This is a genomic window from Salinibacterium sp. NSLL17, from assembly GCF_015864935.1.
Taxonomy (GTDB): Bacteria; Actinomycetota; Actinomycetes; order Actinomycetales; family Microbacteriaceae; genus Rhodoglobus.
Genome location: NZ_JADYWH010000001.1, coordinates 393,802 through 416,840 on the forward strand (window position 1 = coordinate 393,802; position 23,039 = coordinate 416,840).

The 23,039-nt window shown below is 61.0% G+C and carries 23 protein-coding genes; 19 read left to right on the forward strand and 4 right to left on the reverse strand.

Features of this window, described 5'->3' with window-relative positions; translation table 11 throughout:
- Nucleotides 1-204: 204 nt before the first annotated feature.
- From dnaK to I6E51_RS02040, 19 genes are all read left to right on the forward strand, one after another.
- On the forward strand, nucleotides 205-2,073 hold the full coding sequence (gene dnaK, locus I6E51_RS01950) for a molecular chaperone DnaK (protein WP_197109265.1): 1,869 nt from the start codon (nucleotides 205-207) through the stop codon (nucleotides 2,071-2,073).
- On the forward strand, nucleotides 2,074-2,724 hold the full coding sequence (locus tag I6E51_RS01955; RefSeq protein ID WP_231599622.1) for a nucleotide exchange factor GrpE: 651 nt from the start codon (nucleotides 2,074-2,076) through the stop codon (nucleotides 2,722-2,724).
- Between the two features lie 17 nt (nucleotides 2,725-2,741).
- Nucleotides 2,742-3,740, forward strand: coding sequence for a DnaJ C-terminal domain-containing protein (locus tag I6E51_RS01960; RefSeq protein WP_197106757.1), 999 nt, complete (start codon nucleotides 2,742-2,744; stop codon nucleotides 3,738-3,740).
- 5 nt (nucleotides 3,741-3,745) lie between these two features.
- A complete protein-coding gene (locus tag I6E51_RS01965) occupies nucleotides 3,746-4,180 on the forward strand; it encodes a heat shock protein transcriptional repressor HspR (RefSeq protein ID WP_197106756.1) in 435 nt (144 codons plus the stop codon).
- A gap of 13 nt (nucleotides 4,181-4,193) precedes the next feature.
- The gene (locus I6E51_RS01970; RefSeq protein ID WP_197106755.1) at nucleotides 4,194-4,979 is read left to right on the forward strand and encodes a YqjF family protein; all 786 of its coding nucleotides are present in this window, start codon (nucleotides 4,194-4,196) and stop codon (nucleotides 4,977-4,979) included.
- Between the two features lie 241 nt (nucleotides 4,980-5,220).
- Nucleotides 5,221-6,066, forward strand: coding sequence for a nitrilase-related carbon-nitrogen hydrolase (locus I6E51_RS01975; RefSeq protein WP_197106754.1), 846 nt, complete (start codon nucleotides 5,221-5,223; stop codon nucleotides 6,064-6,066).
- Nucleotides 6,067-6,139: 73 nt separating this feature from the next.
- Entirely contained in the window at nucleotides 6,140-7,603 is a 1,464-nt protein-coding gene (gene hydA, locus I6E51_RS01980; RefSeq protein ID WP_197106753.1) for a dihydropyrimidinase, read from the forward strand.
- Nucleotides 7,604-7,684: 81 nt separating this feature from the next.
- Nucleotides 7,685-8,701 carry a TIGR03842 family LLM class F420-dependent oxidoreductase gene (locus tag I6E51_RS01985; protein WP_197106752.1) on the forward strand — a complete coding sequence of 339 codons (1,017 nt, stop codon included), beginning with the start codon at nucleotides 7,685-7,687 and terminating at the stop codon, nucleotides 8,699-8,701.
- Nucleotides 8,702-8,705: 4 nt separating this feature from the next.
- On the forward strand, nucleotides 8,706-9,659 hold the full coding sequence (locus tag I6E51_RS01990) for an ABC transporter permease (RefSeq protein ID WP_197106751.1): 954 nt from the start codon (nucleotides 8,706-8,708) through the stop codon (nucleotides 9,657-9,659).
- Nucleotides 9,656-10,546 carry an ABC transporter ATP-binding protein gene (locus tag I6E51_RS01995; protein ID WP_197106750.1) on the forward strand — a complete coding sequence of 297 codons (891 nt, stop codon included), beginning with the start codon at nucleotides 9,656-9,658 and terminating at the stop codon, nucleotides 10,544-10,546. The genes I6E51_RS01990 and I6E51_RS01995 overlap by 4 nt, the downstream gene beginning before the upstream one ends.
- Nucleotides 10,543-11,388 carry an ABC transporter permease gene (locus tag I6E51_RS02000; protein ID WP_197109266.1) on the forward strand — a complete coding sequence of 282 codons (846 nt, stop codon included), beginning with the start codon at nucleotides 10,543-10,545 and terminating at the stop codon, nucleotides 11,386-11,388. Before I6E51_RS01995 ends, I6E51_RS02000 begins: the two co-directional genes overlap by 4 nt.
- A 90-nt stretch (nucleotides 11,389-11,478) precedes the next feature.
- Complete coding sequence (locus I6E51_RS02005) at nucleotides 11,479-12,621, forward strand: ABC transporter substrate-binding protein (RefSeq protein WP_197109267.1); 1,143 nt, start codon at nucleotides 11,479-11,481, stop codon at nucleotides 12,619-12,621.
- A 138-nt stretch (nucleotides 12,622-12,759) separates the two neighbouring features.
- Entirely contained in the window at nucleotides 12,760-14,085 is a 1,326-nt protein-coding gene (locus I6E51_RS02010) for an aspartate aminotransferase family protein (protein ID WP_197109268.1), read from the forward strand.
- 97 nt (nucleotides 14,086-14,182) lie between these two features.
- Nucleotides 14,183-14,614, forward strand: a complete 432-nt coding sequence (locus tag I6E51_RS02015; protein WP_197109269.1) for a hypothetical protein — start codon at nucleotides 14,183-14,185, stop codon at nucleotides 14,612-14,614.
- 100 nt (nucleotides 14,615-14,714) lie between these two features.
- Nucleotides 14,715-15,137, forward strand: coding sequence for a DUF6153 family protein (locus I6E51_RS02020; RefSeq protein WP_197109270.1), 423 nt, complete (start codon nucleotides 14,715-14,717; stop codon nucleotides 15,135-15,137).
- 89 nt (nucleotides 15,138-15,226) lie between these two features.
- Entirely contained in the window at nucleotides 15,227-15,817 is a 591-nt protein-coding gene (locus I6E51_RS02025; RefSeq protein ID WP_197109271.1) for a DUF305 domain-containing protein, read from the forward strand.
- Nucleotides 15,818-15,900: 83 nt separating this feature from the next.
- Entirely contained in the window at nucleotides 15,901-17,184 is a 1,284-nt protein-coding gene (locus tag I6E51_RS02030) for an APC family permease (protein WP_197109272.1), read from the forward strand.
- A gap of 31 nt (nucleotides 17,185-17,215) precedes the next feature.
- Nucleotides 17,216-17,560: a metalloregulator ArsR/SmtB family transcription factor gene (locus I6E51_RS02035; protein ID WP_197106736.1), complete on the forward strand. Its 345-nt coding sequence runs from the start codon at nucleotides 17,216-17,218 to the stop codon at nucleotides 17,558-17,560.
- Entirely contained in the window at nucleotides 17,557-18,807 is a 1,251-nt protein-coding gene (locus I6E51_RS02040) for an MFS transporter (RefSeq protein WP_197109273.1), read from the forward strand. The genes I6E51_RS02035 and I6E51_RS02040 overlap by 4 nt, the downstream gene beginning before the upstream one ends.
- Before the next feature lie 46 nt (nucleotides 18,808-18,853).
- Here the strand turns inward: I6E51_RS02040 and I6E51_RS02045 are convergent, their stop codons facing one another.
- The 4 genes from I6E51_RS02045 to I6E51_RS02060 form a co-directional block, all read right to left on the reverse strand.
- Nucleotides 18,854-19,666 carry an ABC transporter permease gene (locus I6E51_RS02045; protein WP_197106734.1) on the reverse strand — a complete coding sequence of 271 codons (813 nt, stop codon included), beginning with the start codon at nucleotides 19,664-19,666 and terminating at the stop codon, nucleotides 18,854-18,856.
- Nucleotides 19,667-19,673: 7 nt separating this feature from the next.
- Nucleotides 19,674-20,501, reverse strand: a complete 828-nt coding sequence (locus I6E51_RS02050) for an ABC transporter permease (RefSeq protein WP_197109274.1) — start codon at nucleotides 20,499-20,501, stop codon at nucleotides 19,674-19,676.
- A 104-nt stretch (nucleotides 20,502-20,605) separates the two neighbouring features.
- Nucleotides 20,606-21,784 carry an extracellular solute-binding protein gene (locus I6E51_RS02055; protein WP_197109275.1) on the reverse strand — a complete coding sequence of 393 codons (1,179 nt, stop codon included), beginning with the start codon at nucleotides 21,782-21,784 and terminating at the stop codon, nucleotides 20,606-20,608.
- Nucleotides 21,785-21,895: 111 nt separating this feature from the next.
- Nucleotides 21,896-22,954, reverse strand: coding sequence for an ABC transporter ATP-binding protein (locus tag I6E51_RS02060; protein ID WP_197109276.1), 1,059 nt, complete (start codon nucleotides 22,952-22,954; stop codon nucleotides 21,896-21,898).
- Between the last annotated feature and the right edge of the window lie 85 nt (nucleotides 22,955-23,039).

Below are 23,039 nucleotides of genomic sequence, written 5' to 3' on the forward strand. Positions count from 1 at the left end.
GGGCGTCGGGCCCTGTGCATGCTCACCGCGCCATTTGCTTGTGCCCTCCCGGCTCGTCAGTCATTGATTGAGCCAACGACGTTACCTTGAGTCACTCCCACTCAACTTTCAGCTACGCGGCTTGACTCTCGGCGCGAGCAGGCGCAAACTTGATACAGCGCGACTCAAGTTCGTGCTTCACGAGACTTAAAGGAGTAAGAGCACATGGCTCGAGCAGTAGGTATTGACCTCGGAACCACCAACTCGGTAGTTGCCGTACTCGAAGGTGGAGAACCCACCGTCATTGCAAACGCCGAAGGAATGCGCACCACGCCATCCGTCGTCGCATTCACCAAAGATGGCGAAGTCCTCGTTGGTGAAACCGCAAAGCGCCAGGCCGTCACTAACGTCGACCGCACCATCGCATCCGTCAAGCGCCACATCGGTACTGACTGGAGCGTCGCGATCGACGACAAGAAGTACACCCCGCAGGAAATTTCCGCTCGCACGCTTGCCAAGCTCAAGCGCGATGCCGAACAGTACCTGGGTGAAGACGTCACCGACGCAGTAATCACCGTTCCCGCCTACTTCAACGACGCTGAGCGTCAGGCAACGAAGGAAGCCGGTGAGATCGCGGGCCTCAACGTTCTGCGCATCATCAACGAGCCCACCGCTGCTGCACTGGCCTACGGCCTCGACAAGGGTAAAGAAGACGAACTCATTCTGGTCTTCGACCTCGGTGGCGGAACGTTCGACGTCTCGCTGCTCGAAGTGGGCAAAGACGACGACTTCTCCACCATTCAGGTCAAGTCCACCTCCGGTGACAACCGCCTCGGTGGTGACGACTGGGACGCCCGCGTCGTTGACTACCTGATCAAGCGCTTCAAGGACTCGACCGGTGTTGACGTTTCTGGCGACAAGATTGCCAAGCAGCGCCTCAAGGAAGCTGCCGAGCAGGCCAAGAAGGAACTCTCCTCGCAGATGACGGCAAGCATCCAGCTCCCGTATCTCTCGCTCACCGAGAGTGGCCCAGCCAACCTCGACGAGACCCTCTCGCGCGCCAAGTTCGAAGAACTCACCGCCGACCTGCTCGAGCGCGTTCAGAAGCCCTTCAACGATGTCATCAAGGAAGCCGGCGTCAAGCTGAGCGACGTTGCACACGTTGTACTCGTGGGTGGATCGACTCGTATGCCCGCCGTCGTTGAGCTCGTCAAGAAGCTCACCGGTGGCAAGGAACCCAACAAGGGCGTTAACCCCGATGAGGTCGTAGCCGTTGGTGCTGCACTCCAGGCTGGTGTGTTGAAGGGTGAGCGCAAGGACGTTCTGCTTATCGACGTCACCCCGCTGAGCCTCGGCATCGAGACCAAGGGCGGAATGATGACCAAGCTCATCGACCGCAACACGGCAATCCCGACCAAGCGCAGCGAGACCTTCACCACGGCGGATGACAACCAGCCTTCCGTGTCGATTCAGGTCTTCCAGGGTGAGCGTGAGTTCACTCGCGACAACAAGAACCTCGGAACCTTCGAGCTCACCGGTATCGCACCGGCGCCTCGTGGAATCCCGCAGGTTGAGGTCACTTTCGACATCGACGCTAACGGCATCGTGCACGTGTCCGCTAAGGACAAGGGCACCGGCAAGGAGCAGTCGATGGTCATCACGGGCGGTTCAAGCCTGTCGAAGGACGACATCGAGCGTATGGTTCGCGAGGGCGAAGAGCACGCTGCAGAAGACAAGGCCCGCCGCGAGGCAGCCGAGGTTCGCAACAACGCAGAGCAGCTCGCGTACTCCACCGGAAAGCTCATCACCGACAACGCTGAGAAGCTGCCGGAAGACGTCAAGACTGAGGTTCAGGCCGACGTTGACGCACTCAACACGGCGCTCGCCGGAGATGACGAAGCAGAAGTCAAGACCGCGTTCGACAAGCTCACCGAGAGCCAGCAGAAGCTGGGCGAAGCAATCTACAAGCACCAGGAAGAAAACCCTGAGGCCGCTGCAGAGGGCGAAAGCGCTGCCGCTGACGAAAGCTCCGACGAGGACATCGTCGACGCTGAAGTTGTCGACGAAGACGAAGCTGACACGGACAAGAAGTAGATGTCTGACAAAAACACGGACCACGACGACAACCAAGAGCCGGTGAACGACGACGAAAGTCGTGTTGATCCGGAAACTGGCGACGTGAGTGCGGCCGACTCGGCTGCTGCAGAGGAATCTGCGGCAGCCGAGGGGCAGCCTTCCTCTGACGAGGAGCCTCCCGAGGACGCCACGAAGGCCCCCGATGAGCTGAGTGAAGAAGACAAGCGTCTTCTTGAGGAAGCTAGTCGGGACCTCGTCGCTGAGATGCGTGATCAGATGTTGCGTGCTCAGGCTGAGTTGGTGAACTTCCGCACTCGCGTTGAGCGGGATCGGGTCGCGAACCGCGAAGCCGTAATCGCCGACGTCATCCGTTCACTGCTTCCCGCCCTCGATGATCTCGACCGTGCCGACAAGCACGGCGACATCCTTGAGGGAACCCCCATCGCGCTTGTGGCACAGAAGATCAACTCAAGTTTTGAGCGGTTCGGACTGCGCAAGATCGGTGAAAAGGGCGAAGTCTTTGATCCTGCGTTCCACGAGGCTGTTGTTCATTTGAACAATCCTGAGGCGACCGAAAACACGATCGCTGATGTCGTTGAGCCGGGCTACATTCTTGGTGAGCGCGTTGTGCGTGCCGCGAAGGTTGCTGTCTCCGGCCCCGCTGATTAGGTCGGGGGTGGCGTGTAGTGGCTAGCCAAGATTGGTTCGATAAGGACTTTTACAAGGTGCTCGGGGTGTCGAAAGACATCTCCGAGGCCGAGTTGAAGAAGACCTATCGCAAACTCGCGCGCCAGTTTCACCCGGATTCGAACCCGGGAGATCCGAAGGCCGAAGAGCGCTTCAAGGAGATCAGTGAAGCGCACTCCGTGCTCTCTGATGCCGAGACGCGCAAAGAATACGATCAGGTTCGTGCCATGGGCTCGGGCGCTCGCTTCCAAGCGGGTGGCCAAGGTGGTCAGGCCGGCGGCTTCGAGGATGTCTTTGGTGGCATGTTCGGTGGCGGTGGCCAGAGTTATGGTGGCGGTCAGAGCTACGGCGGAGGGCAATCAAGCGCAAGCTTCGAAGACCTTCTCGGTGGCATGTTCGGTGGCCAAGCCGGCCCCGGCGGTGGCCCTGGATTCCGTGGTGGTCCCGCAAAGGGCCGCGATCTGGCAGCAAACACGACACTCGATTTTGCAACCGCGATAAACGGCGAAACGATCAAACTCCAGCCTGCTGGCGGTCGTCCGATGAACGTCAAGATTCCTGCGGGAGTCAGCGACGGTCAGAAGATCCGCCTCAAGGGCAAAGGCGAGGCGAGCCCCAATGGTGGCCCCGCTGGCGACCTGGTGCTCACGGTCTCTGTGCGCAAGCATCCGGTGTTCGAGCGTGACGGCAGCAACCTTCGTGTTGTTGTTCCCGTGACGTTTGCGGAAGCTGTGCTCGGCGCCACTATTGAGGTGCCGACCCTGGGCGGTGCACCGGTGAAACTGAAGGTTGCGCCGGGAACCCCGAGCGGACGAGTATTGCGAGTAAAGGGTCGCGGAGTGGCGACAGCGAAAGCAACCGGAGACCTGCTTGCTGAAGTGCAAGTGGCGGTGCCTAACCGCATCCCAGAAGCTGCGCTCAAGCACCTCGAGGCCTTTGCTGAAGCGATGCCCGCGGAAAATCCGCGGGAAGAACTGATTGCCAGAGCCAGGAGCTAATAGTCATGGATGAGCTGAGTCCCGCCTTTGCTATCGCCGTTGCGGCGGAGTTGGCGGGCATGCATCCGCAGACACTGCGACAGTACGACCGTCTGGGTCTCGTGTCTCCCACGAGAACCAGCGGTCGTTCGCGGCGCTACTCCATGCGCGACGTGATGCAGTTGCGTGAGATCGCAGCGCTCAGCGCTGAAGGTCTCAACCTTGAGGGCATTAAACGGATCCTCGATCTTGAAAATCAAGTGTCCGAACTCAGCACGCGCGTGCGCGAACTCGAAGCCGCGCTTGCCGATGAACTGCTGTCAAAACCGGGCCGACGCGTCTTCGCGGCCGGTTCTGCTGGTGAGGTGATCTCGCTCAAAGCGGGAACCCGCACCGAGCGCGCCAATCAGGTCGAACTGTGGCGCCCCTTCGTGAGGCGCGATAACCAACTTCCCCGGTGATTGCGGGCATCTGATGATGTTTCGGCAAGCCCCACCGCTCGGCGGCTCCGCTATTCTGCGGCAGCGCTGGAGCGAAGTAACGTTCCTGCACTGGCGGGTTGATCCTGCGGTCGTGGCTCCGCTGCTGCCCGCGGGATGCCGCCCCGATACGCTCAATGGCAGCACGTGGGTGGGGCTCATCGCCTTTCAGATGTCGCAAAGCTCCTTCTTTGGCGGGCCAAGCATCCCGTGGCTCGGTGACTTTCCCGAAGTGAACGTTCGGCTGTACTCCGTTGATGAGCACGGGCGGCGCGGAGTGGTCTTCCTTTCGCTCGAAGCGTCGCACTTGATTCCGGTGCTCACCGCGCGGCTCGCCTTTGGTTTGCCGTACCAGTGGGCGTCGATGAAGATCGGGCAGCGAGACGGGCAGATTGCCTACAAAACGAAACGGCACGGTCAGCCGGATGCCGCATCCCACATCATTGTGAAACCGGTGGATGATCCGGCGGCGAGTGTTGCGCTCGCGGCTGACCCCTTGGCTACGTTCCTGACCGCTCGGTGGGGGTTTCACGAAACTCATCGTGGACGCACGATCTACTCGCGCAACCACCACGAACCGTGGCCGTTGCAATCGGCTGAACTGGTCTACCTCGAGGATGGCTTGCTCGCTGCGGCTGGTTTTGAGGGTCTGGCCGACCGTGTTCCGGATTCGGTGATGTACGCGAGCGAGGTGACGACGGTGTTTGCGGCGCCTCGCCAGCCTGCTCTTGCGCGTCAGCCTCGAGCGAGCGCAATCTGGACATTCGCGCCGACTTCGTAAGTATTTCGAGAAATATTGTGGAATTGTATAGACAATTTTGCACAACATGGTCTCATCAGCACAAATGAGCATTGCCTCTTGCGCTGGAGAGGGACATGATGAGTAACCACACCGTCACATAGGCACAACACGATTGAAACGATGAACCTAGAGAATGGGTGAACGGGGATAGTTCCCGTTCGCGTGTCATTTTCCCGGTTCATCGCCGCAGGCAATGACGCCGAATAACGCAGGAGGCACAATGACAACGGTTCGCGCAGCAATCACTCAGACCACTTGGACAGGCGACAAGGAGTCGATGATTCAGAAGCACGAGCAGTTCGCTCGGGATGCGAAGGCGCAAGGCGCCCAGATCATCTGCTTCCAAGAGCTTTTCTACGGTCCCTATTTCGGGATCACTCAGGACAAGAAGTATTACCGCTACGCCGAGCCTGTTGATGGCCCGATCGTGACGCGCTTCCAAGCCCTGGCTAAAGAGCTCGATATGGTCATGATTCTGCCGATCTACGAAGAAGCGATGACGGGCCTGTATTACAACACCGCCGTCGTTGTTGACTCCGATGGCACCAACCTTGGTTCGTACCGCAAGCACCACATTCCTCACCTCGACAAGTTCTGGGAGAAGTTCTACTTCACGCCCGGCAACTTGGGTTTCCCGATGTTCAACACCGCCGTCGGCAAGGTGGGCGTTCACATTTGTTACGACCGCCACTTCCCCGAGGGATGGCGCGAACTCGGGCTCAACGGCGCCGAGATCGTCTTCAACCCGAATGCCACGAAGCCCGGACTCTCCAACCGCCTCTGGGAGGTTGAAGGTCCAGCAGCAGCAGTGGCCAACGGCTACTTTGTGCTTCAGCCCAACCGTGTTGGTCTCGAAGACAACGAGTACGGCGACGAAGCTGTCGACTTCTACGGCACCAGCCAGGTCATCGACCCCCGCGGAAACTTCGTGGGCGAACGTGGCTCAGGAACCGATGAAGAGATCATGATTCGCGATCTCGACATGGATCTCGTGCAGGAAATGCGCGACGACTGGCAGTTCTACCGTGACCGTCGCCCCGACGCCTACCTGTCGATCCCTAAGTAAGCCATAACTTCAGCCCCCGGTTGTTTTGGCGCCCGGGGAACAGTAGGCACACGACATCGCAGAGGAGCGAATCATGGCCACCACTCTCATTTCCGGCGGTACGGTCGTCAGCTCAACGGGGCGCGCCCCAGCAGACGTCCTGATCGACGGCGAAGTAATCAAAGCTGTGTTGTCTCCCGGCAGCACACTTTTTGGAACTGACATTGCGGCATCCGTCGACAAGGTCATTGATGCCACGGGAAAGTACGTCATTCCCGGTGGCATCGACGCCCACACGCACATGGAGCTGCCCTTCGGTGGCACCGCGGCAATCGATACGTTCGAGACGGGCACTCGCGCTGCGGCGTGGGGCGGCACGACCTCGATCATCGACTTTGCGGTGCAGACCTTTGGCGAGCGCATCCAGGATTCGCTCGCTGCGTGGCACGGCAAAGCGGCGGGCAACTGCGCCATCGACTACGGCTTTCACCAGATCGTCGGCGACGTCACTCCCGAGTCGCTCAAGGCGATGGAGAAGCTGCCAGACGAGGGCATCACGAGCTTCAAGATGTTCATGGCGTACCCCGGAGTTTTCTACTCGGATGACGCACAAATCCTCAAGGCAATGCAGGTGTCTCGCGACACCGGCTTGATGACGATGATGCACGCCGAGAATGGGCCGGTCATCGACGTTCTCGCCGAGCAGCTCGTGGAGCAGGGCAAGACTGACCCGTATTATCACGGTGTCGCTCGTGCCTGGGAGATGGAAGAGGAAGCGACGCATCGAGCGATCATGCTCGCGAAGCTCACTGGCGCCCCGCTCTACATCGTTCACGTGAGTGCGAAGCAGGCGGTCGAACAGATCGCCACCGCTCGTGATCGCGGCCAGAACGTCTTTGCTGAGACCTGCCCGCAGTACCTCTACTTGAGCCTCGAAGAACAACTCGGTGCGCAGAGTGAGCAGTACGGCCACTTCGAGGGTGCCAAGTGGGTGTGCTCGACTCCGCTTCGTTCACGCGAAGAGGGCCATCAGGATGCGATGTGGCAGTCGCTGCGCACGAACGATGTGCAGATGGTCTCCACCGACCACTGCCCGTTCTGCATGAAGGACCAAAAAGAGTTGGGCCTTGCGGACTTCCGCAAGATCCCCAACGGCATGGGAACCGTCGAACACCGCATGGACCTCATGTATCAAGGTGTTGTCACCGGCGAGCTCACGCTCGAGCGTTGGGTCGAACTGACGAGCACCACCCCCGCTCGTATGTTCGGAATCTACGGACGCAAGGGTGTCATCCAGCCCGGCGCCGACGCCGACATCGTGGTCTACGACCCCAATGGTCACACCTCGATCGGTATGCCGGTCGACGAAAACGGCAACCCCACCGGCAAGAAGCACCACATGAACATGGACCACGCTGCCTGGGAGGGCTTCGAGATCGATGGTCACGTTGACACTGTTATCTCGCGCGGCAAGGTCATCGTCGATGACGACCAATACCTCGGCACCAAGGGTGACGGTCGCTTCATGAAGCGCGGCCTCACTCAGTACCTGACCTAAACGGTTTCGCTGCAGCATCCGCTGGCTACCACCAGCGGATGCTGCACTTTAAACGACCTTCCACCACGAATGAGGAGCCCCATGGACTTCGGAGCAGTACTTCAGACCAACCCGCCGTCGGCACGAACCGTTCAACTCGCGAAGCTTGCAGAGGCGCACGGCTTCACCTACGTCTGGACCTTTGACTCGCACATCCTGTGGCAAGAGCCCTATGTGATCTATAGCCAGATCTTGGCCGAGACCCGCAAGGTGATCGTCGGACCGATGGTGACCAACCCGGCCACGCGCGACTGGACCGTCACGGCGTCTACCTACGCCACGCTCAACGAGATGTACGGCAACCGCACCGTCTGTGGCATTGGCCGCGGCGACTCGGCTGTGCGCGTGACCAACGGCAAGCCCACGACCCTAAAGGATCTGCGGGAGTCGATTCACGTCATCCGCGAACTCGCGAACTCGCGTTCGGTCGAATATGGCGGAGCGCAGTTGCAGCTGCCATGGAGCAAGGGCTCTGAGCTCGAGATGTGGGTTGCGGCCTATGGCCCGCTCGCGCTCAAGCTCACCGGTGAAGTCGGAGACGGCTTCATCTTGCAGCTCGCTGACCTCGACATTGCCGCCTGGATGATCAAGAAGGTGCGCGACGCTGCTGAAGCTGCGGGACGCGACCCGATGTCGATCAAGTTCTGCGTTGCAGCGCCCATGTACATCGGTGATGACTGGGAGCACATGCGCGACCAGTGCCGCTGGTTCGGAGGCATGGTGGGAAACCACGTGGCCGACATCGTGAAGAAGTACGGCTCTGACGGAGACGTGCCGAAGGCTCTCACCGACTACATCGAGAAGCGTGAAGGCTACGACTACAACCAGCACGGTCAAGCGGGCAATACGCACGCGGCGTTTGTGCCCGACGAGATCGTCGATCGGTTCTGCGTCATGGGAACCGCTGAGGAGCACATCGAGAAGCTCGAGAAGCTGCGCGAACTCGGTGTCGATCAGTTCGCCGGCTACCTGCAGCACGACAACAAAGAAGAGACCATGCGGGTCTACGGCGAGACGGTAATCCCGGCCCTCACCGAAACAGTGACGGCGAAGGTCTAACCCGATGACGGCAACCCGAAACGATAAGCGTGGGGAGGTTGCCGTCCGCCCTGCGAGTTCGCCGGGTGCGGTGGCTAACCCCGCGCGCACTCGGCTGCTCGGCGGCTTCCTCTGGGGCATCGCTGGCGTAGCGCTCATCGCACTCATCTGGGAGGGCTACAAGTTCTTCGGTCCCGACAACGGCGTGCTCATCGGCGAACTTCGCGTGCTTCCGCGCACGACCGACCTCGCTATGCCTCACCTGTGGGACATGATGACGCGGCTCGCGGAGCCCGTCACGCGAGCAGATGGTGCGCTTCCGCTCTGGGCAGTCGTGGCGCTTGCCTCGCTCATGACGCTCGGAATCGCTGCTGCTGGCTGGGCTGTCGGAGTGATTGTGGGAGTCGTTTTTGCGCTCCTCATGCAACGCTGGCGTCTCGCCGAATTCGGCCTCCTGCCCTGGATCGTCATCAGCCAAACCGTGCCGCTCATCGCCTTTGCGCCGATCGTCAAGAGCTGGGGCTCGCGCGTGGAGATCGGCTCCTTCGAGTGGCAAGACTGGATGTCGGTCGCACTCATTGCGAGCTATCTGGCGTTCTTCCCGATCACCGTTGGTGCGCTCAAGGGGCTGCAGTCTCCCGACCGCATCCACGTTGAGCTCTTCGACACGTATGCCGCTGGCTACTGGCCGACGCTCGTGCGACTGCGCTTGCCCGCAGCCGTTCCATACCTTCTGCCTGCGCTGCGACTCGGAGCAGCGAACGCTGTCATCGGCGCGGTTGTCGCGGAAGTATCGACCGGACTTCAAGGCGGCATCGGACGCCTACTCATTCAATTTGCCGGTCAAGCATCGGGCGACCCCTCGAAGGCGTGGGGCCCCATCTTCGGCGCAATCGTGCTCGGCCTTGTGGCGGCCGGTTCCGTTGCACTGCTCGGCATCATTCTCAAGGACTACCGACGAACCGAGGAGGCCGCATGAGCGACCAGATCCCGACCACCACTCCCGCCGCAGAAACGGTGACGACCGATGTTTCGGATGCTGCTGTTGCCGTTCGCGGTCTCAACAAACAGTTCCAGACTGCCTCGGGCATCGTTCACGCGCTTGAAGGAATCGACCTCACCGTTGAGGCCGGCGAGTTCGTCTCCCTCATCGGCCCGTCGGGCTGTGGCAAGTCAACGCTCATGAGACTCATTGCTGACCTCGATGTTCCGACTTCGGGGGAGCTGACGGTGTTCGGTAAGACGGCGACGCAGGCTCGCCTCGACCAGGACTACGGCATCGCTTTTCAGCAGGCCGGGCTTTTGCCGTGGCGCACGGTGGCAGCGAACGTTGCGCTTCCGCTGGAACTGCACGGGGTGGCATCCGCTGCTCGGCGCACTCGCGTTGCTGACCTGCTCGAGATGGTTGGCCTCACCGAGTTCGCTGACCGTTTTCCTGACCAGCTCTCGGGCGGAATGCAGCAGCGTGTGGCGATTGCCCGCTCGCTGGCAGAGCAACCGCGACTGTTGCTGATGGATGAGCCGTTCGGCGCCCTCGACGAGATGACGCGCGAGAAGATGCAGACCGACCTCGTGCGCATCGCCGCCGACACCGGAGCTGCTGTCGTATTCGTGACGCACTCGATTCCTGAAGCCGTGTTCCTCTCCGACCGCGTTGTGGTCATGTCGCCGCGGCCCGGTCGCATCAGCGACATCATCCCGATGCGATTGGATGCTGCTGACGGCCGCGAAGAACGTGACGACGACCTGCGCGAAGCATCCTCGTTCTTCGAGATGGTGACCGAAGTGCGTGAAGCACTGCACGGCGGAGCCTCGGATGCGGAAAACCCCGCACCGCGCGCCGCCAGGGGAGTGGACACCCGATGACGACAAACACGACCGCCAACGCGATCATCGGTGCCGGAACCGGTGCCACGCGCACCAAGGGCTGGAGCCCGCGAACGGAGTCGATCCTTCGCGTGGTCGCGCCCGTCACGCTCGGAATCATCGTGCTCGCCATCTGGCAGTTTCTCGTCACCGTCGGTGGCGTCTCCGACTACCTGCTGCCGAGCCCGACATCGATCATGGCGGAACTGGTCGCGTACTGGCCAGCCGTCGTCTCGGCAACGGTGCTCACCGGCACGAACAGCCTCCTGGGTTTGCTCGTCGGTTCGCTGCTCGGGATCGTTCTCGCGGCGGTCGCCGCCCGGTGGCGCATCGCCGACCAGATGAGTGCACCGATCATTGCCGCGCTCGCGGTTGTTCCGATCGTGGCTCTCGCCCCGGTGCTCAACTCCATGTTTGGGGCCGACAGCCAGTTCGGTCGCCAAGCGATTGCCGCTATCGCGTCGTTCGTTCCCATCTTCATCAACACCCTGCGCGGGTTCCGCCAAACGCGGCCAGTGCACCGTGACCTGATGAAGGCCTACGCGGCAAGCTCCGGACAGATGTTGCGCTCGCTCACCCTGCCGACAGCCCGCCCCTTTATCCTCACTGGCATCCGCATCGCTTCGTCGCTCGCCGTCATCTCTGCCCTCGTGGCGGAATACTTCGGTGGACCACGCGGCGGACTCGGCAGCCTGATTGCGACCTCGGCAGCCTCAAGCGCGTATTCCCGCGCGTGGGCCTATGTCGGGGCATCCATCGCTCTCGGCCTGCTCTTCTACCTCGCGACGCTCGCACTCGAACGACTAGTGCTGCGCCGTGTACCGACCGGGGGCTCCCGATGACAGCACCCCGCGCAGAAAAGGGAAGGAGATAACCGCTCCACCAGCTCTACCAGCAGTATCCACTTGCACCGTGAATCTGGAAGGTCTGACATGAAGTTCACCAAACGCCGCGCACTCGCGGCTGGAGCGTTCGCCGTAACGGCAGCGGTCCTCCTCGCAGCATGCTCCACCGCCGAAGAGCCCACCAGCGAATCGGGTGAAGCCCTCACCGAAGTGAAGCTCCAACTCCAGTGGCTCCCTCAGGGACAGTTCGCTGGCTACTTCGCCGCAGCCGATCAGGGCTATTTTGAAGAAGAAGGCCTCAGCGTCGAAATCATCCCGTCGGGTGGCGACATCGTTCCGCAAGACGCTCTCGCCAACGGCGACGTTGACTACGCCGTAGCTTGGGTTCCCAAGGTTCTCGGCTCCATCGAGCAGGGCGCCAACCTCACCGACATTGCTCAGATTTTCCAAAAGTCGGGCACCCTTCAGGTGTCCTGGGCTGACTCGGGCATCGATTCCATCGCTGACTTCGAGGGCAAGAAGATTGGCTCGTGGGGTTTCGGAAACGAGTGGGAGATCTTCGCAGCAATGGCTGCTGAAGGACTCGACTCCTCGACCGTGCAGATCATCACGCAGGACTTCAACATGAACGCGTTCCTGCAGGGCGACATCGACGCAGCACAGGCCATGACTTACAACGAGTACGCTCAGCTGCTTGAGTCGACCGACCCCGACACCGGAGAGCTGTACCAGCCTGAAGACTTCAACGTCATCAGCTACGAAGACACCGTAGGCGCCATGCTCCAGGATGCAATCTGGGCTGACACCGAGCGTCTCGACAGCGACGAGGACTACCAGGAGACCACGGTCAAGTTCCTCAAGGCTGTAGTTAAGGGCTGGATCTACTCGGCTGAGAACCCTGAAGGTGCTGCTGAAGGCACCGTCGCTGCTGGTTCCGGTTGGGGCCCCAGCCACGAACTGTGGATGGTCAACGAGACCAACAAGCTGATCTGGCCGGCCGAGAACGGCATCGGCGTCATCGATGAAGCCGCGTGGGACCGCACCGTTGAAGGCGCCATCAGTGCCGTCAACGAAACGGGCGCAAGCCCCATCACCACGGCACCGCCGGCAACAGCATGGTCGAACGACTGGATCATGCAGGCACTTGAAGAGCTCGAAGCCGAGGGTGTAGACACCACCGGTTCCAGCTTCGCACCGATCGACGTCACGCTCCTCGAGGGCGGCAACTAGTCACACTGAATAACCGCTAGTCGGATGCCGCCCTTACTCTGGTGAGGGCGGCATTCGTTGCTTTCACGGCGTCACACCAGCGCCCCGCACCACCTTCTCACCATCTCCTTGCCACCCCGGATCGAAAGGCCTCGCGCCATGACCGAGCAGAACACCCCCGACCTCGATGCCTACGCGCTCGAGCTCGATCAGGCGCACATCTTTCATTCGTGGTCGGCGCAGACTCCCGCCCATGCTGCGGCCGTGAGCATCAAGAGTGGGCTCGGCACCCGCGTGTGGGATCACGCCGGAAACGAATATCTCGACTTTTCTAGCCAGCACGTCAATGTGAATCTGGGGCACCAGCATCCGGCCCTGCTCGAAGCTATCCGGGTGCAGTCTCAGCTGCTCGCGACGATCTCACCGCCGACGGCCAACATCACTCGTGGCGAGGCGGCAAAGCGATTGGCTGCCATTGCGCCCGAGGGATTCAATCGCGTTTTCTTCACCAACGGCGGCTCTGACGCCAACGAGAATGCAATGCGGATGGCGCGGCTCTACACCGGGCGCGACAAGATTCTCTCGGCGTACCGCTCGTATCACGGCAACACCGGCAGCAGCATTGTGGCCACGGGCGACCCGCGTCGCATCCCCAACGAGTTCGCGCGCGGCCACGTGCACTTCTTCGGCCCTTACCTGTATCGCTCCGAGTTTTGGGCGACGACGCCCGAGCAAGAAAGCGAACGTGCGCTGCAGCATTTGCGACGCGTGATCGAGGCCGAGGGCGCAGAGACGATCGCCGCAGTGCTGCTCGAACCCGTGCCGGGGACTCCGGGCATCATGCTTCCGCCGCCCGGCTACCTCGCTGGCGTGCGCGAACTGTGTGATCAGCACGGCATCCTGCTGATCTTCGACGAAGTGATGTGCGGCTTCGGGCGCACCGGCGAGTGGTTCGCGTTCGACGCCTTCGATGCGCGACCCGACCTCATCACCTTCGCCAAGGGAGTGAACTCGGGCTACGTTCCCATCGGCGGTGTGATCATCGATGACCCGATCGCAGCGCACTTCAACGACCGGGTGTTCCCCGGCGGGTTGACGTATTCGGGGCATCCGCTGGCTGCCGCCACCGTCGTGGCGTCGCTCGACACCATCGCCTCCGAAGGCGTGCTTGAGCACGTGCGCGATATCTCGGAGAACCACCTCGGGCCGGCGCTTGAGGCTCTGGCCGAACGGCATCCGTCGATCGGTGAAGTGCGCGGTCGCGGAGTGTTCTGGGCTCTCGAGCTCGTGACCGATCGGGCGACCCGTGAACCCGTGCCGGCCGCAACGATGGGGCGCATTCGGGCTGGCCTCGTGGAACGCGGTCTGCTGCCCTTTGTGGCGGAGAACCGCATCCATGTTCTGCCCCCGTGCGTTGTTACGCCGACCGAAATCGCCGAGGCGATGGAAATTTACGATGCGGTGCTGACGCTCGAATTGGGGTAACCCGGGAGCTGTGACGCACGGTTCAATCGCGCCCCCGATTCGTATACTTGGGTGAAACTCAATTTGTGGGTTCGGTGAGGGGATGACCATGGTCGAAATGAGCGGCACGCCTGGAGGGTCGGAAGATCCGCACGAATTGACCAAGGATTACGCGGAGCTCGAAGAGTCAGAATTCATGCTCGCTCCACGCCGGTATGACCCCGAAAACCTTGCAGCCGGTAAGAAGCTCAACGCAACGAAATTGCACAAAGCCCTGCTCGCGATGGACGAATCCCTCGGTGGTGGTGGCACAATCACCGACCCTGCCGAGTGGGTCACTCAAGAAACCACGGATCTGGCGCTCAGCGATTTCGCCGGCGTGACGATCTTTGCTGAGGACGGTGCGGTGCGGGCCGTCGCGATCGAATTGGGCTCGCCGACCAAGCAGCAGTGGAGCACGCTGTACCCTCAGCTGCGCCGTCTTGCGAGAACCCTCTGGGTGCACTTCGCGCATGATCAGTCTGAGACCTGGGCAGCGAACCGCGAGTAGTCGTTCTCGAGTCACAAGATCACGGGAATTGCACAGGGTGATGAATCAGAATCTGTGCGGAGCAATCGAAGATTCACGCGTGTAGAAAATAGTGAGAACAATGACCCCCATCGCCGCAGAACGCGCATCGTGGCGGTTCGTCGCGATGGCCTGCCTCGCGCTGGCACTCATCACGGGCATTGTGGCGATGCACTCACTTGTGTTGTCCACCTCTCATTCTGAGTCGGCGATGGCGGCCACCATGTCGATGGGGAGCCCCACCGTCGAGGAAGCAACATTGATTACCCCAGCGCTCAGCGCAGTTGACTGCTCGGGATGTGGTGGCGACGCATCCATGGCTCTTATGTGGTGCGTGCTCGCCCTCCTCACCGTTTCGCTCCTCCTTGCCTCGCCCAGACTGGTGCGGGGATGGGGTCAATACCTTGAGCAGCGGCTGATCGCTCCGGCGCAGTCTCCGCGATGGGCGCGTGTGGTGCCGCCGCCGCATCCTGATCTCATAGCTCTCTGCATTAGTCGCACCTAGGAGGCGCACTGTCGATTTAGTTTCGACACGCCTTACGCGGGACCGTTCTGGTCACGCGCCTTTAGTGATTAATTTGGAGAACTTGAGAGATGAAAAATCGAACCGCAGCTACGGCTGCAATCGCCCTGACCGCGCTGGTTGCGCTCTCGGGGTGCGCAAACGCTATGACCCAATCTGGCCACAACCCTGACTCGTTGCCCACAGAATCGGTAGTGGTCGCCGACGCGAACAGCGCGGATGTCATGTTCACGGCCATGATGATTCCGCACCACGAACAGGCGGTTGAGATGGCTGACATGGTGTTGGAGAAAGACGGCATCGACGAGCGCGTGGTGACGCTCGCCCAAGAGATCAAGGCAGCTCAGGGCCCCGAGATCGAGCTCATGACCTCGTGGCTAGAGGGCTGGGGTGTCGGGATGACAGACGGTATGGACGGCATGGGTCACGGTGACGGGATGATGAGCGACTCCGACATGGCCGACCTCGAAGCAGCAGACGGAGACGATGCGTCTCGCTTGTTCCTCGAGCAGATGATTGTGCATCACGAGGGCGCGATCGACATGGCTGAGCTGGAGATTGATTCGGGACAGAATGAGGATGTCCTTGCTCTTGCCCAAGAGGTCATGGATGCGCAGACCGTTGAAATTTCGCTCATGCGGAGCATCATTAGTTCGCTGTAGCGAAGCAGGGTCCGCCGTTTTCGGGCGGCGGGCCATTGCTGTCGTGCAATGCTCAATTGGCTTCGCAACGGATAGGTACTCGCATGGCTACACGTACAGACAAAATTTCGCTCATGGGCTCAGTGTCGTTAGGCACGGGGGTGATGATCGGCGCGGGAATTTTCGCTCTCGTCGGCCAGGTCGCGGAGTTCGCTGGAGACTTCTTCCCGCTCGCGTTCTTGCTCGGCGCGATAGTCGCCGCTATCAGCTCCTACTCGTACGTGCGCTATTCGAGCGTGAACCCGTCCTCGGGCGGAATCGCGATGTTGCTGAAGGACGCCTACGGCCCCGGTGTCGCCGCCGGCTCGTTCTCGCTATTCATGTACGTCTCGATGGTGGTGGCTGAGAGCCTGTTGGCGCGCACCTTCGGCACCTACCTGCTGCGGCCGTTTGGGCTGCAAGATTCTGTGATTCTGGTTCCCATCTTGGGCGTTGCCGCAATCGTCACCGCCGCGATTGTGAACTTCGTCGGCAATACCCTTGTCGAACGCTCGGCGACAATCACCGCAGTCGCCAAAATCATGGGGATCGCCGTGCTCGCTATTGCGGGTCTGATTGGCGTCGCGGCGGCAGGTGACGGATTTTCGGCGAAATCTTCTGGTGACCCCATCAATATCGTCGGGGTCCTGGCGGGAACAACACTGTGCGTTCTCGCCTACAAGGGCTTCACGACGATCACTAATCAGGGTGACGACATCCGAGATCCGAAACGAAACATTGCTCGCTCCATTCTGATTTCGCTGGCAATCTGCACCTTCCTGTACTTGCTCATCACGGTGTCCGTGAGTTCGAGCATCGGTGCGAGTGGGGCTGTGGATGCTCGCAACTACGCTTTGGCACAAGCCGCGGAACCGTTCTTCGGCGCGTGGGGTGTCGGAATCACCGTTGCGATCGCTGTGGTGGCGACGCTCTCGGGGCTGCTCGCGAGTTTGTATTCAGTGTCGCGGCTCTACGGGATGCTGCAGGAGATGAAGCAGGCTCCGTCATTGCCGAAGTCGGTTCCGCATCAGCCCATGATCATCACGGCGGGCCTCGCCATTCTCGTCACCGTTTTTCTCGATCTCAGCCAGATCGCGTCGATGGGTGTCTTTCTCTATCTGACGATGGATATGGCGGTGCAGTGGGGTGTTATCCGCCGACTGCGGGCCAAGATTGAGGCGCGAATCTGGCTTCCGGTGCTGACCATCGTGCTGGATCTCGCCATCCTGATCCCGTTCGCGGTTCTCAAGGTTCAGAGCGATCTCTTTACAGTGATCGTGGCCGCTGTGGTCGCGGCCGCCATTGTCGCGGCTCAGGTCGTGACGGTTCGCACGCGTTCGAGTCGGTAGGGGTAGAGGTGTGCTGGCGTAGTATCTAAGCATGCATGCGGATACGAAGATAGAGAAAATTCAACCGGATAACGACTATGTGGAGATCGCGGTTGAGGTATTTCGGCTATTGGCAGATGCCACAAGAATTCGCATCGTGTTGGCGCTGCAAGATGACGAGCTGTCGGTGAACCATCTCGCCGACATCGTGGACCGCAGTCCGGCCTCGGTGTCTCAACATTTAGCAAAGTTGCGGTGGGGCAAACTCGTGCAGGTGCGCAAGCACGGCAATCGTGTGTTTTATCGGTTGACCGACGAGCACGCGAAACGGTTAGTAATCGAGGCCATCCTTCAAGCCGAGCACACAGTGGATGAATCGCCCGCGCACCACGCATGATCGAGGTTCTGCGCAACAGGACCTACCGAGCACTGTTCAGCGCGCAAGTGATTGCCCTTCTCGGGACAGGGTTACTCACGGTCGCCTTGGGGCTACTGGCGTTCGATCTTGCCGGGGATGCCGCTGGCCGAGTGCTGGGAACGGCTCTCACTATCAAGATGGTCGCCTATGTGGGTGTTGCACCTGTGGTCGCGGCGCTGGTCGACCGGATTCCGAAAAAGGCTGTCCTAGTCGGGGCCGACATCGTGCGCATCGCAATCGCGCTGATGCTGCCCTTCGTCACGGAAGCGTGGCACATCTATGTGTTGGTTTTCATACTGCAGTCCGCGTCGGCAACCTTTACTCCAGCGTTCCAGTCGCTAATCCCTGCCGTGGTGCCCGAGGCACGTGACTATACGCGGGCCTTATCGCTATCGAGGATGGCTTACGACCTTGAGGCCTTGCTGAGCCCAACGATCGCCGCAGTGTTGCTGACCGTTGTCAGCTACAACAACTTGTTTGTTGGCACTGCGATTGGTTTCGCTGGGTCTGCGATGCTGGTCGTGGCGACTGCACTTCCGCGGCATCCGTTGGATCAGGAATCCGGCACCTTCTGGCAGCGGCTTCCGGCTGGCGCATTGGTGTTCTTTCGGACCCCGAGCTTGCGGTTTCTGATGCTGACAAATGTTGTTGTCGCAGCGGGAACTGCGCTGGTTCTCGTGAACTCCGTTGTCTATGCCAAGGGAATCTTCGAGCTAAACGATGCTGCGTTGGCAATTGCTCTCGGTGCCTATGGCGTCGGCTCGCTTATTGTCGCGGTGAACGTACCGAGGCTTGCCGATCGCATCGGCGTGACGCACACGATGCTCGGCGGAGCAGTCGTCGTCGTTGGTGGGCTGATTGCTGCCATCGCCGTCACCATTCTCGCTGTCACCACCTCGACCGGATGGTGGGCACTGCTCGCGACCTGGCTGGTCCTCGGCATGGGGAACGCCCTCATCAGCACGCCATCGTCGAGGTTGCTTGCCGACGCGTCCACGCCTGCTAACCGCAATCTTGTCTATACCGCGCAGTTCGCGCTCTCGCACTCGTGCTTCCTTGTGACCTATCCGGTGGCGGGATGGCTGGGAGCCGTTAGCCTTCCGATCGCCACGGCCAGCCTCGCCCTCGTTGCGCTGGCGGGTGCTGTCGGCGCGTTTCGTATTCGCCGGCGCGCGATAGTTCTCTCACAGTATTGGGGAAACACGGAATCACGTACTGGTCGCTAAGGACTCGGTGCCGGATGCGAGCCGGCCATCCGCTAGTCGCGCCTCGCTATTCGCGCTCGTCGGCTCCGCGGGCGAGGCGTTGCGAGACCCAGACGGGAATGAACGAGGCGAGAATCACGACGGTTGCCACTACGTTGACGAGGGATGCCTCGTTGGGTCGTGCCATTTGGTTCATGATCCAGAGCGGCAGGGTGTCGACACCAGGCGGGGCCGTGAAGATCGTGACCACAACTTCGTCGAAGCTCAGCGCGAAAGCGAGAATCGCGCCGGCAACGAAGGCGCTGCGGAACTGCGGGAACGTCACGAGCCGGAACGTCTGCAGCGGGGTCGCTCCGAGGTCGCGGGAGGCTTCTTCGATGCTGGGGTTGATGCGGCGCAAGCGGGCGAGCACGTTGTTGAAGACCATGACAATGCAGAAGGTGCCGTGGGCGATGATCATGCCGAAGTATCCGACCTCAATGCCGATCGGTTCGAGCACCTGGTTATAGGTGTTGTTGAGGGCGACACCGGTCACGATGCCGGGTAGGGCGATTGGTAGCACGACGAGCAGGTTCACGGTCTGCTTGCCGAAGAAGGTGTAGCGCTGCAGGGCGAAGGCCACGAGCGTGCCGAGGATGAGGGCGATTGTCGTTGCGCCGAGGCCCACGATTACCGAGTTGAGCAGGGCGGCCCGGATGGGTTCGCTCACGAACGCCTTCTCCCACCAGATGGTGGAGAACTCGGCGATCGGCCAGCTCGATAGGCGCGCGGCGCTGAAGGAGTTGATCACGACGAGGAACAGCGGGATGTACATGAACGCGAGGGCAATCGCGACGATAGTGCCGAGGGTGAACTTGGCGCCGAGGGAGAGTCTCAACATGGCGGCATCACATCCGTTCCAGTGCGCCAGTGCGTTGAACACTGAGCAGATAAATGACCACGAAGGCGATCGGCACGAGCGAGAACGCGGCGGCGATCGGAGGGTTCAGGTTGATGTTCGAGGCGATGATGCTGCCGATCATCTGCGTTGAGCCACCGACGAACTTGGCGGCGATGTAGTCGCCCAAGCTGAGGGAGAACGTGAAGATGGAGCCGGCAATGATCGCGGGCTTGATCAGAGGGAGAACGACGGTGCGGATCGTGAACCCGGCCCCAGCGCCCAGGTCAGACGACGCGTCGAACAGGTTCGGTGGCAGCTGGCGGATCGCGGTGTACACCGGCACCGCCATGTACGGCAGCCACAGGTAGGTGAGCGTCAGCACGACCGTGACAATGCTGAAGCCGGGGCCGCTGATGCCGAGCGGGCCGAGCATTGAGTTGAAGAAGCCTTCTTCGGTGAAGGTGATGCGCATGGCCAGAATCTTCACGAGGTAACCGGCCCAGAGCGGCAGAGTGATCGCGACAGCCAGAATGGCGCGCAACTTGGGTGAGGCGACCTTCGCCATGAAGATGCCGAGCGGAACCGAGATCAGGATGCTCAACACCGTGACCGCGAGGGCGATGCCGAGAGTGCGCAGCGAGGTGGTGGCATACGCGGGGTTCGCGATGATCTGCTCAAAGTTGCGGAGGGTGAAGCCCGGCTTCACCTTGGAAGTAAAGGGGTCGGTCACCCAGAACGCCGTCACGAGAAGCATGACAAGCGAAAAAATGTAGATGCCGATGAGCCACAGCATAGGCAGCGCCAGCAGTGCCGAGAGTTGCGCGCGGCGATTCATGGGAGTCCGATCGGTTGGTGCGTGTGGGGAGCTGCTGGTCGAAGCTTGCTGGTCGAGCGAGGGATGAGGGGTGAGCGGGCGAGGCCGCCCACCCCTCGGGCTAACTAGCTCTTAACGGAGAGCCAGGCATCCGTCCACTGCTGGAAGTTCGTGCAGGTGACGTCAGTGCGGCCATCGATGCACTGCTCGATGGGTGTTGTCCAGAACCAGACGTTGCTGAAGTACTCTTCGTCGGTGGCGTTGAAGTACTCGCAGTGTGCTGCGGCTTCGTCGCTCGTGTCGCAGAAAGCAGCGTTGGCAGGAGCCATACCGAAGTTGGTGGCGATAGCGCCGTTCACTTCGGCGGAGCTGGTGTAGTCAACCCAGGCGTAAGCACAGTTGGGCGACTCTGACTCGGCGGCGATCATCCACGCATCCGACCAACCGGTCGAACCCTCTTCAGGAAGAACGCTCTTGAACTTGTCGTCGTCGGTGAGCTTGCGCAGGATCTCCCACGAGGTGCCGAGCGCAGTGGTGCCACCGGCGAACGAGGTGATCTGAGCGGCAGGGTCGGCCCAGTACTCGGAGACGATCGAGTTCTGCTGCTTGAGCAGATCGATCGCAGCGTCGAGCTGCTCTTGGTCGAGGGCGTACGGGTTGGTGATGCCGAGGTCAGGCTCGTGAGCCATCAGGTACACGGCAGCGTCAGCGATGTAAATCGGTGCGTCATACGCGATGATCTGGCCGGCGTAGGGGCTGTCAGCTTCCCACGCAACATCCCAGCTCGTGGGCTCTTCGGTCACAACATCGCTGTTGTACTGCAGGATGTTGGCTCCGCGGCCAATCGGAACACCATACGACTGGCCGTTGATGGTGTCATAAATCTGACCCTTCATGCCCTCAACGATGTCGTCACCGAAGTTGGGAACCAGGTCGAGGTTGATCGGCTGAACGTCGCCACCGGCGATGAGACGAAGGCTCGCATCACCCGAAGCGGAGACGAGGTCGTAGTCGCCCGTGCGCATGAGCTGAACCATCTCGTCGCTGGTGCCAGCCACGCGACGGTTGACCGTGCATCCGGTTTCTTCAGTGAATTCGTCGGACCATGCCGGCTCAACGAAGCCGCTCCACGCGACGATGTTGACTTCGCTTTCCATCTCGCCCAACTCTTCGAGCATGGGGATATCCGGAACGTCGATAGAAAGCCCACCGGTTGCGGTGCTGTCGGTTGCAGCCGAACAGCCCGTGAGGGCGAGAGCGGCAACAGCGATGAACGCTGCGCCGGTCATGATTTTAGATCTCATGATTACTCCTTGATGTGATGAATGGGTGCTGTGCTGTGCTGTGCTGTGCTGCTGGTGTGGATGTGGCTGGCCCGGTTGTGCCGGAATCGCCGGTATTGCAGGGGTGATCTGTTAGCCGATGCGCGAAGCGTGATCGGTGGTCCATTCGACGCGCACCCGGTCGCCGCGTGCGAAGGCGGATTCGGCGGAGGGGTGATGGTCGTTGGCTCGTTCGGCAATCACGCGAACACCCGATTCGGTGTCGACGAGAAAGCGCGTGGTTGGTCCGGTGTAGACGGTTTCTGACACCGTGCCGAGCAGGGAGACGGCTCCGGCGCTCGCCGCGGTGTCGGCGGTGAGCAGGCGCACACGTTCGGGGCGCACGCTCGATTGCACGCCATCCGCAGAGAGTTCGGCGGGGATGAGGTTGGAGAGCCCCAGGAAGCGGGCGACGAACTCGGTCGCGGGAAATTCGTAGACTTCGCGGGCGGTGCCGACCTGTTCGACGCGGCCGTTGTTGAAGACGGCGACGCGGTCGCTCAGGGTGAGGGCTTCTTCTTGGTCGTGGGTGACGAAGATGAACGTGATGCCGACTTCGCGCTGAATTTGCTTGAGCTCGATCTGCATTTCTTCGCGCAACTGCTTGTCGAGCGCACCGAGCGGTTCGTCGAGCAACAACACTTGGGGGCGCAGGATGAGCGCGCGAGCCAGCGCGATGCGTTGGCGTTGGCCGCCCGAAAGCTGGTGGGGCAGGCGATCGGCCACGGCCGAGAGGCGAACCTGCTCGAGCGCGACGCCTACCTGGGTTGCCCGTTCGGCCCGGCTGACGCCGGCAACCCGGAGGCCGTAACCGACGTTCTCGGCGATCGTGAAATGCGGGAACAGCGCGTAGTCCTGAAACACCGTGTTGACCTGGCGGGCGTGCGGCGGAACGGCGGTCACGTCAGTTCCGCTGAGGTGGATGCTGCCGCTCGTGACGTTCTCGAAGCCAGCGATCATCCGCAGCACGGTTGTCTTGCCCGAGCCGGAGGGGCCGAGCATCGAAAGAAACTCGCCGGGCTTCACGTCGAGGTCGAGGGATTCGACAGCGGTGAAGTCACCGAATGTCTTGGAGACACCGGCGAGGCTGACGGCGCCGGGCGCAGGAGTGGGATCCGTGGCGGACGGGGCTTGCTGGGCGGACGCATGCACGAGTGACTCCTTGGAACGACGGTGATCTCTGAGTGAGAGTAAACCTATAGAACCAGAGTTCATATTTCAAGCGTGTGTCCGAATC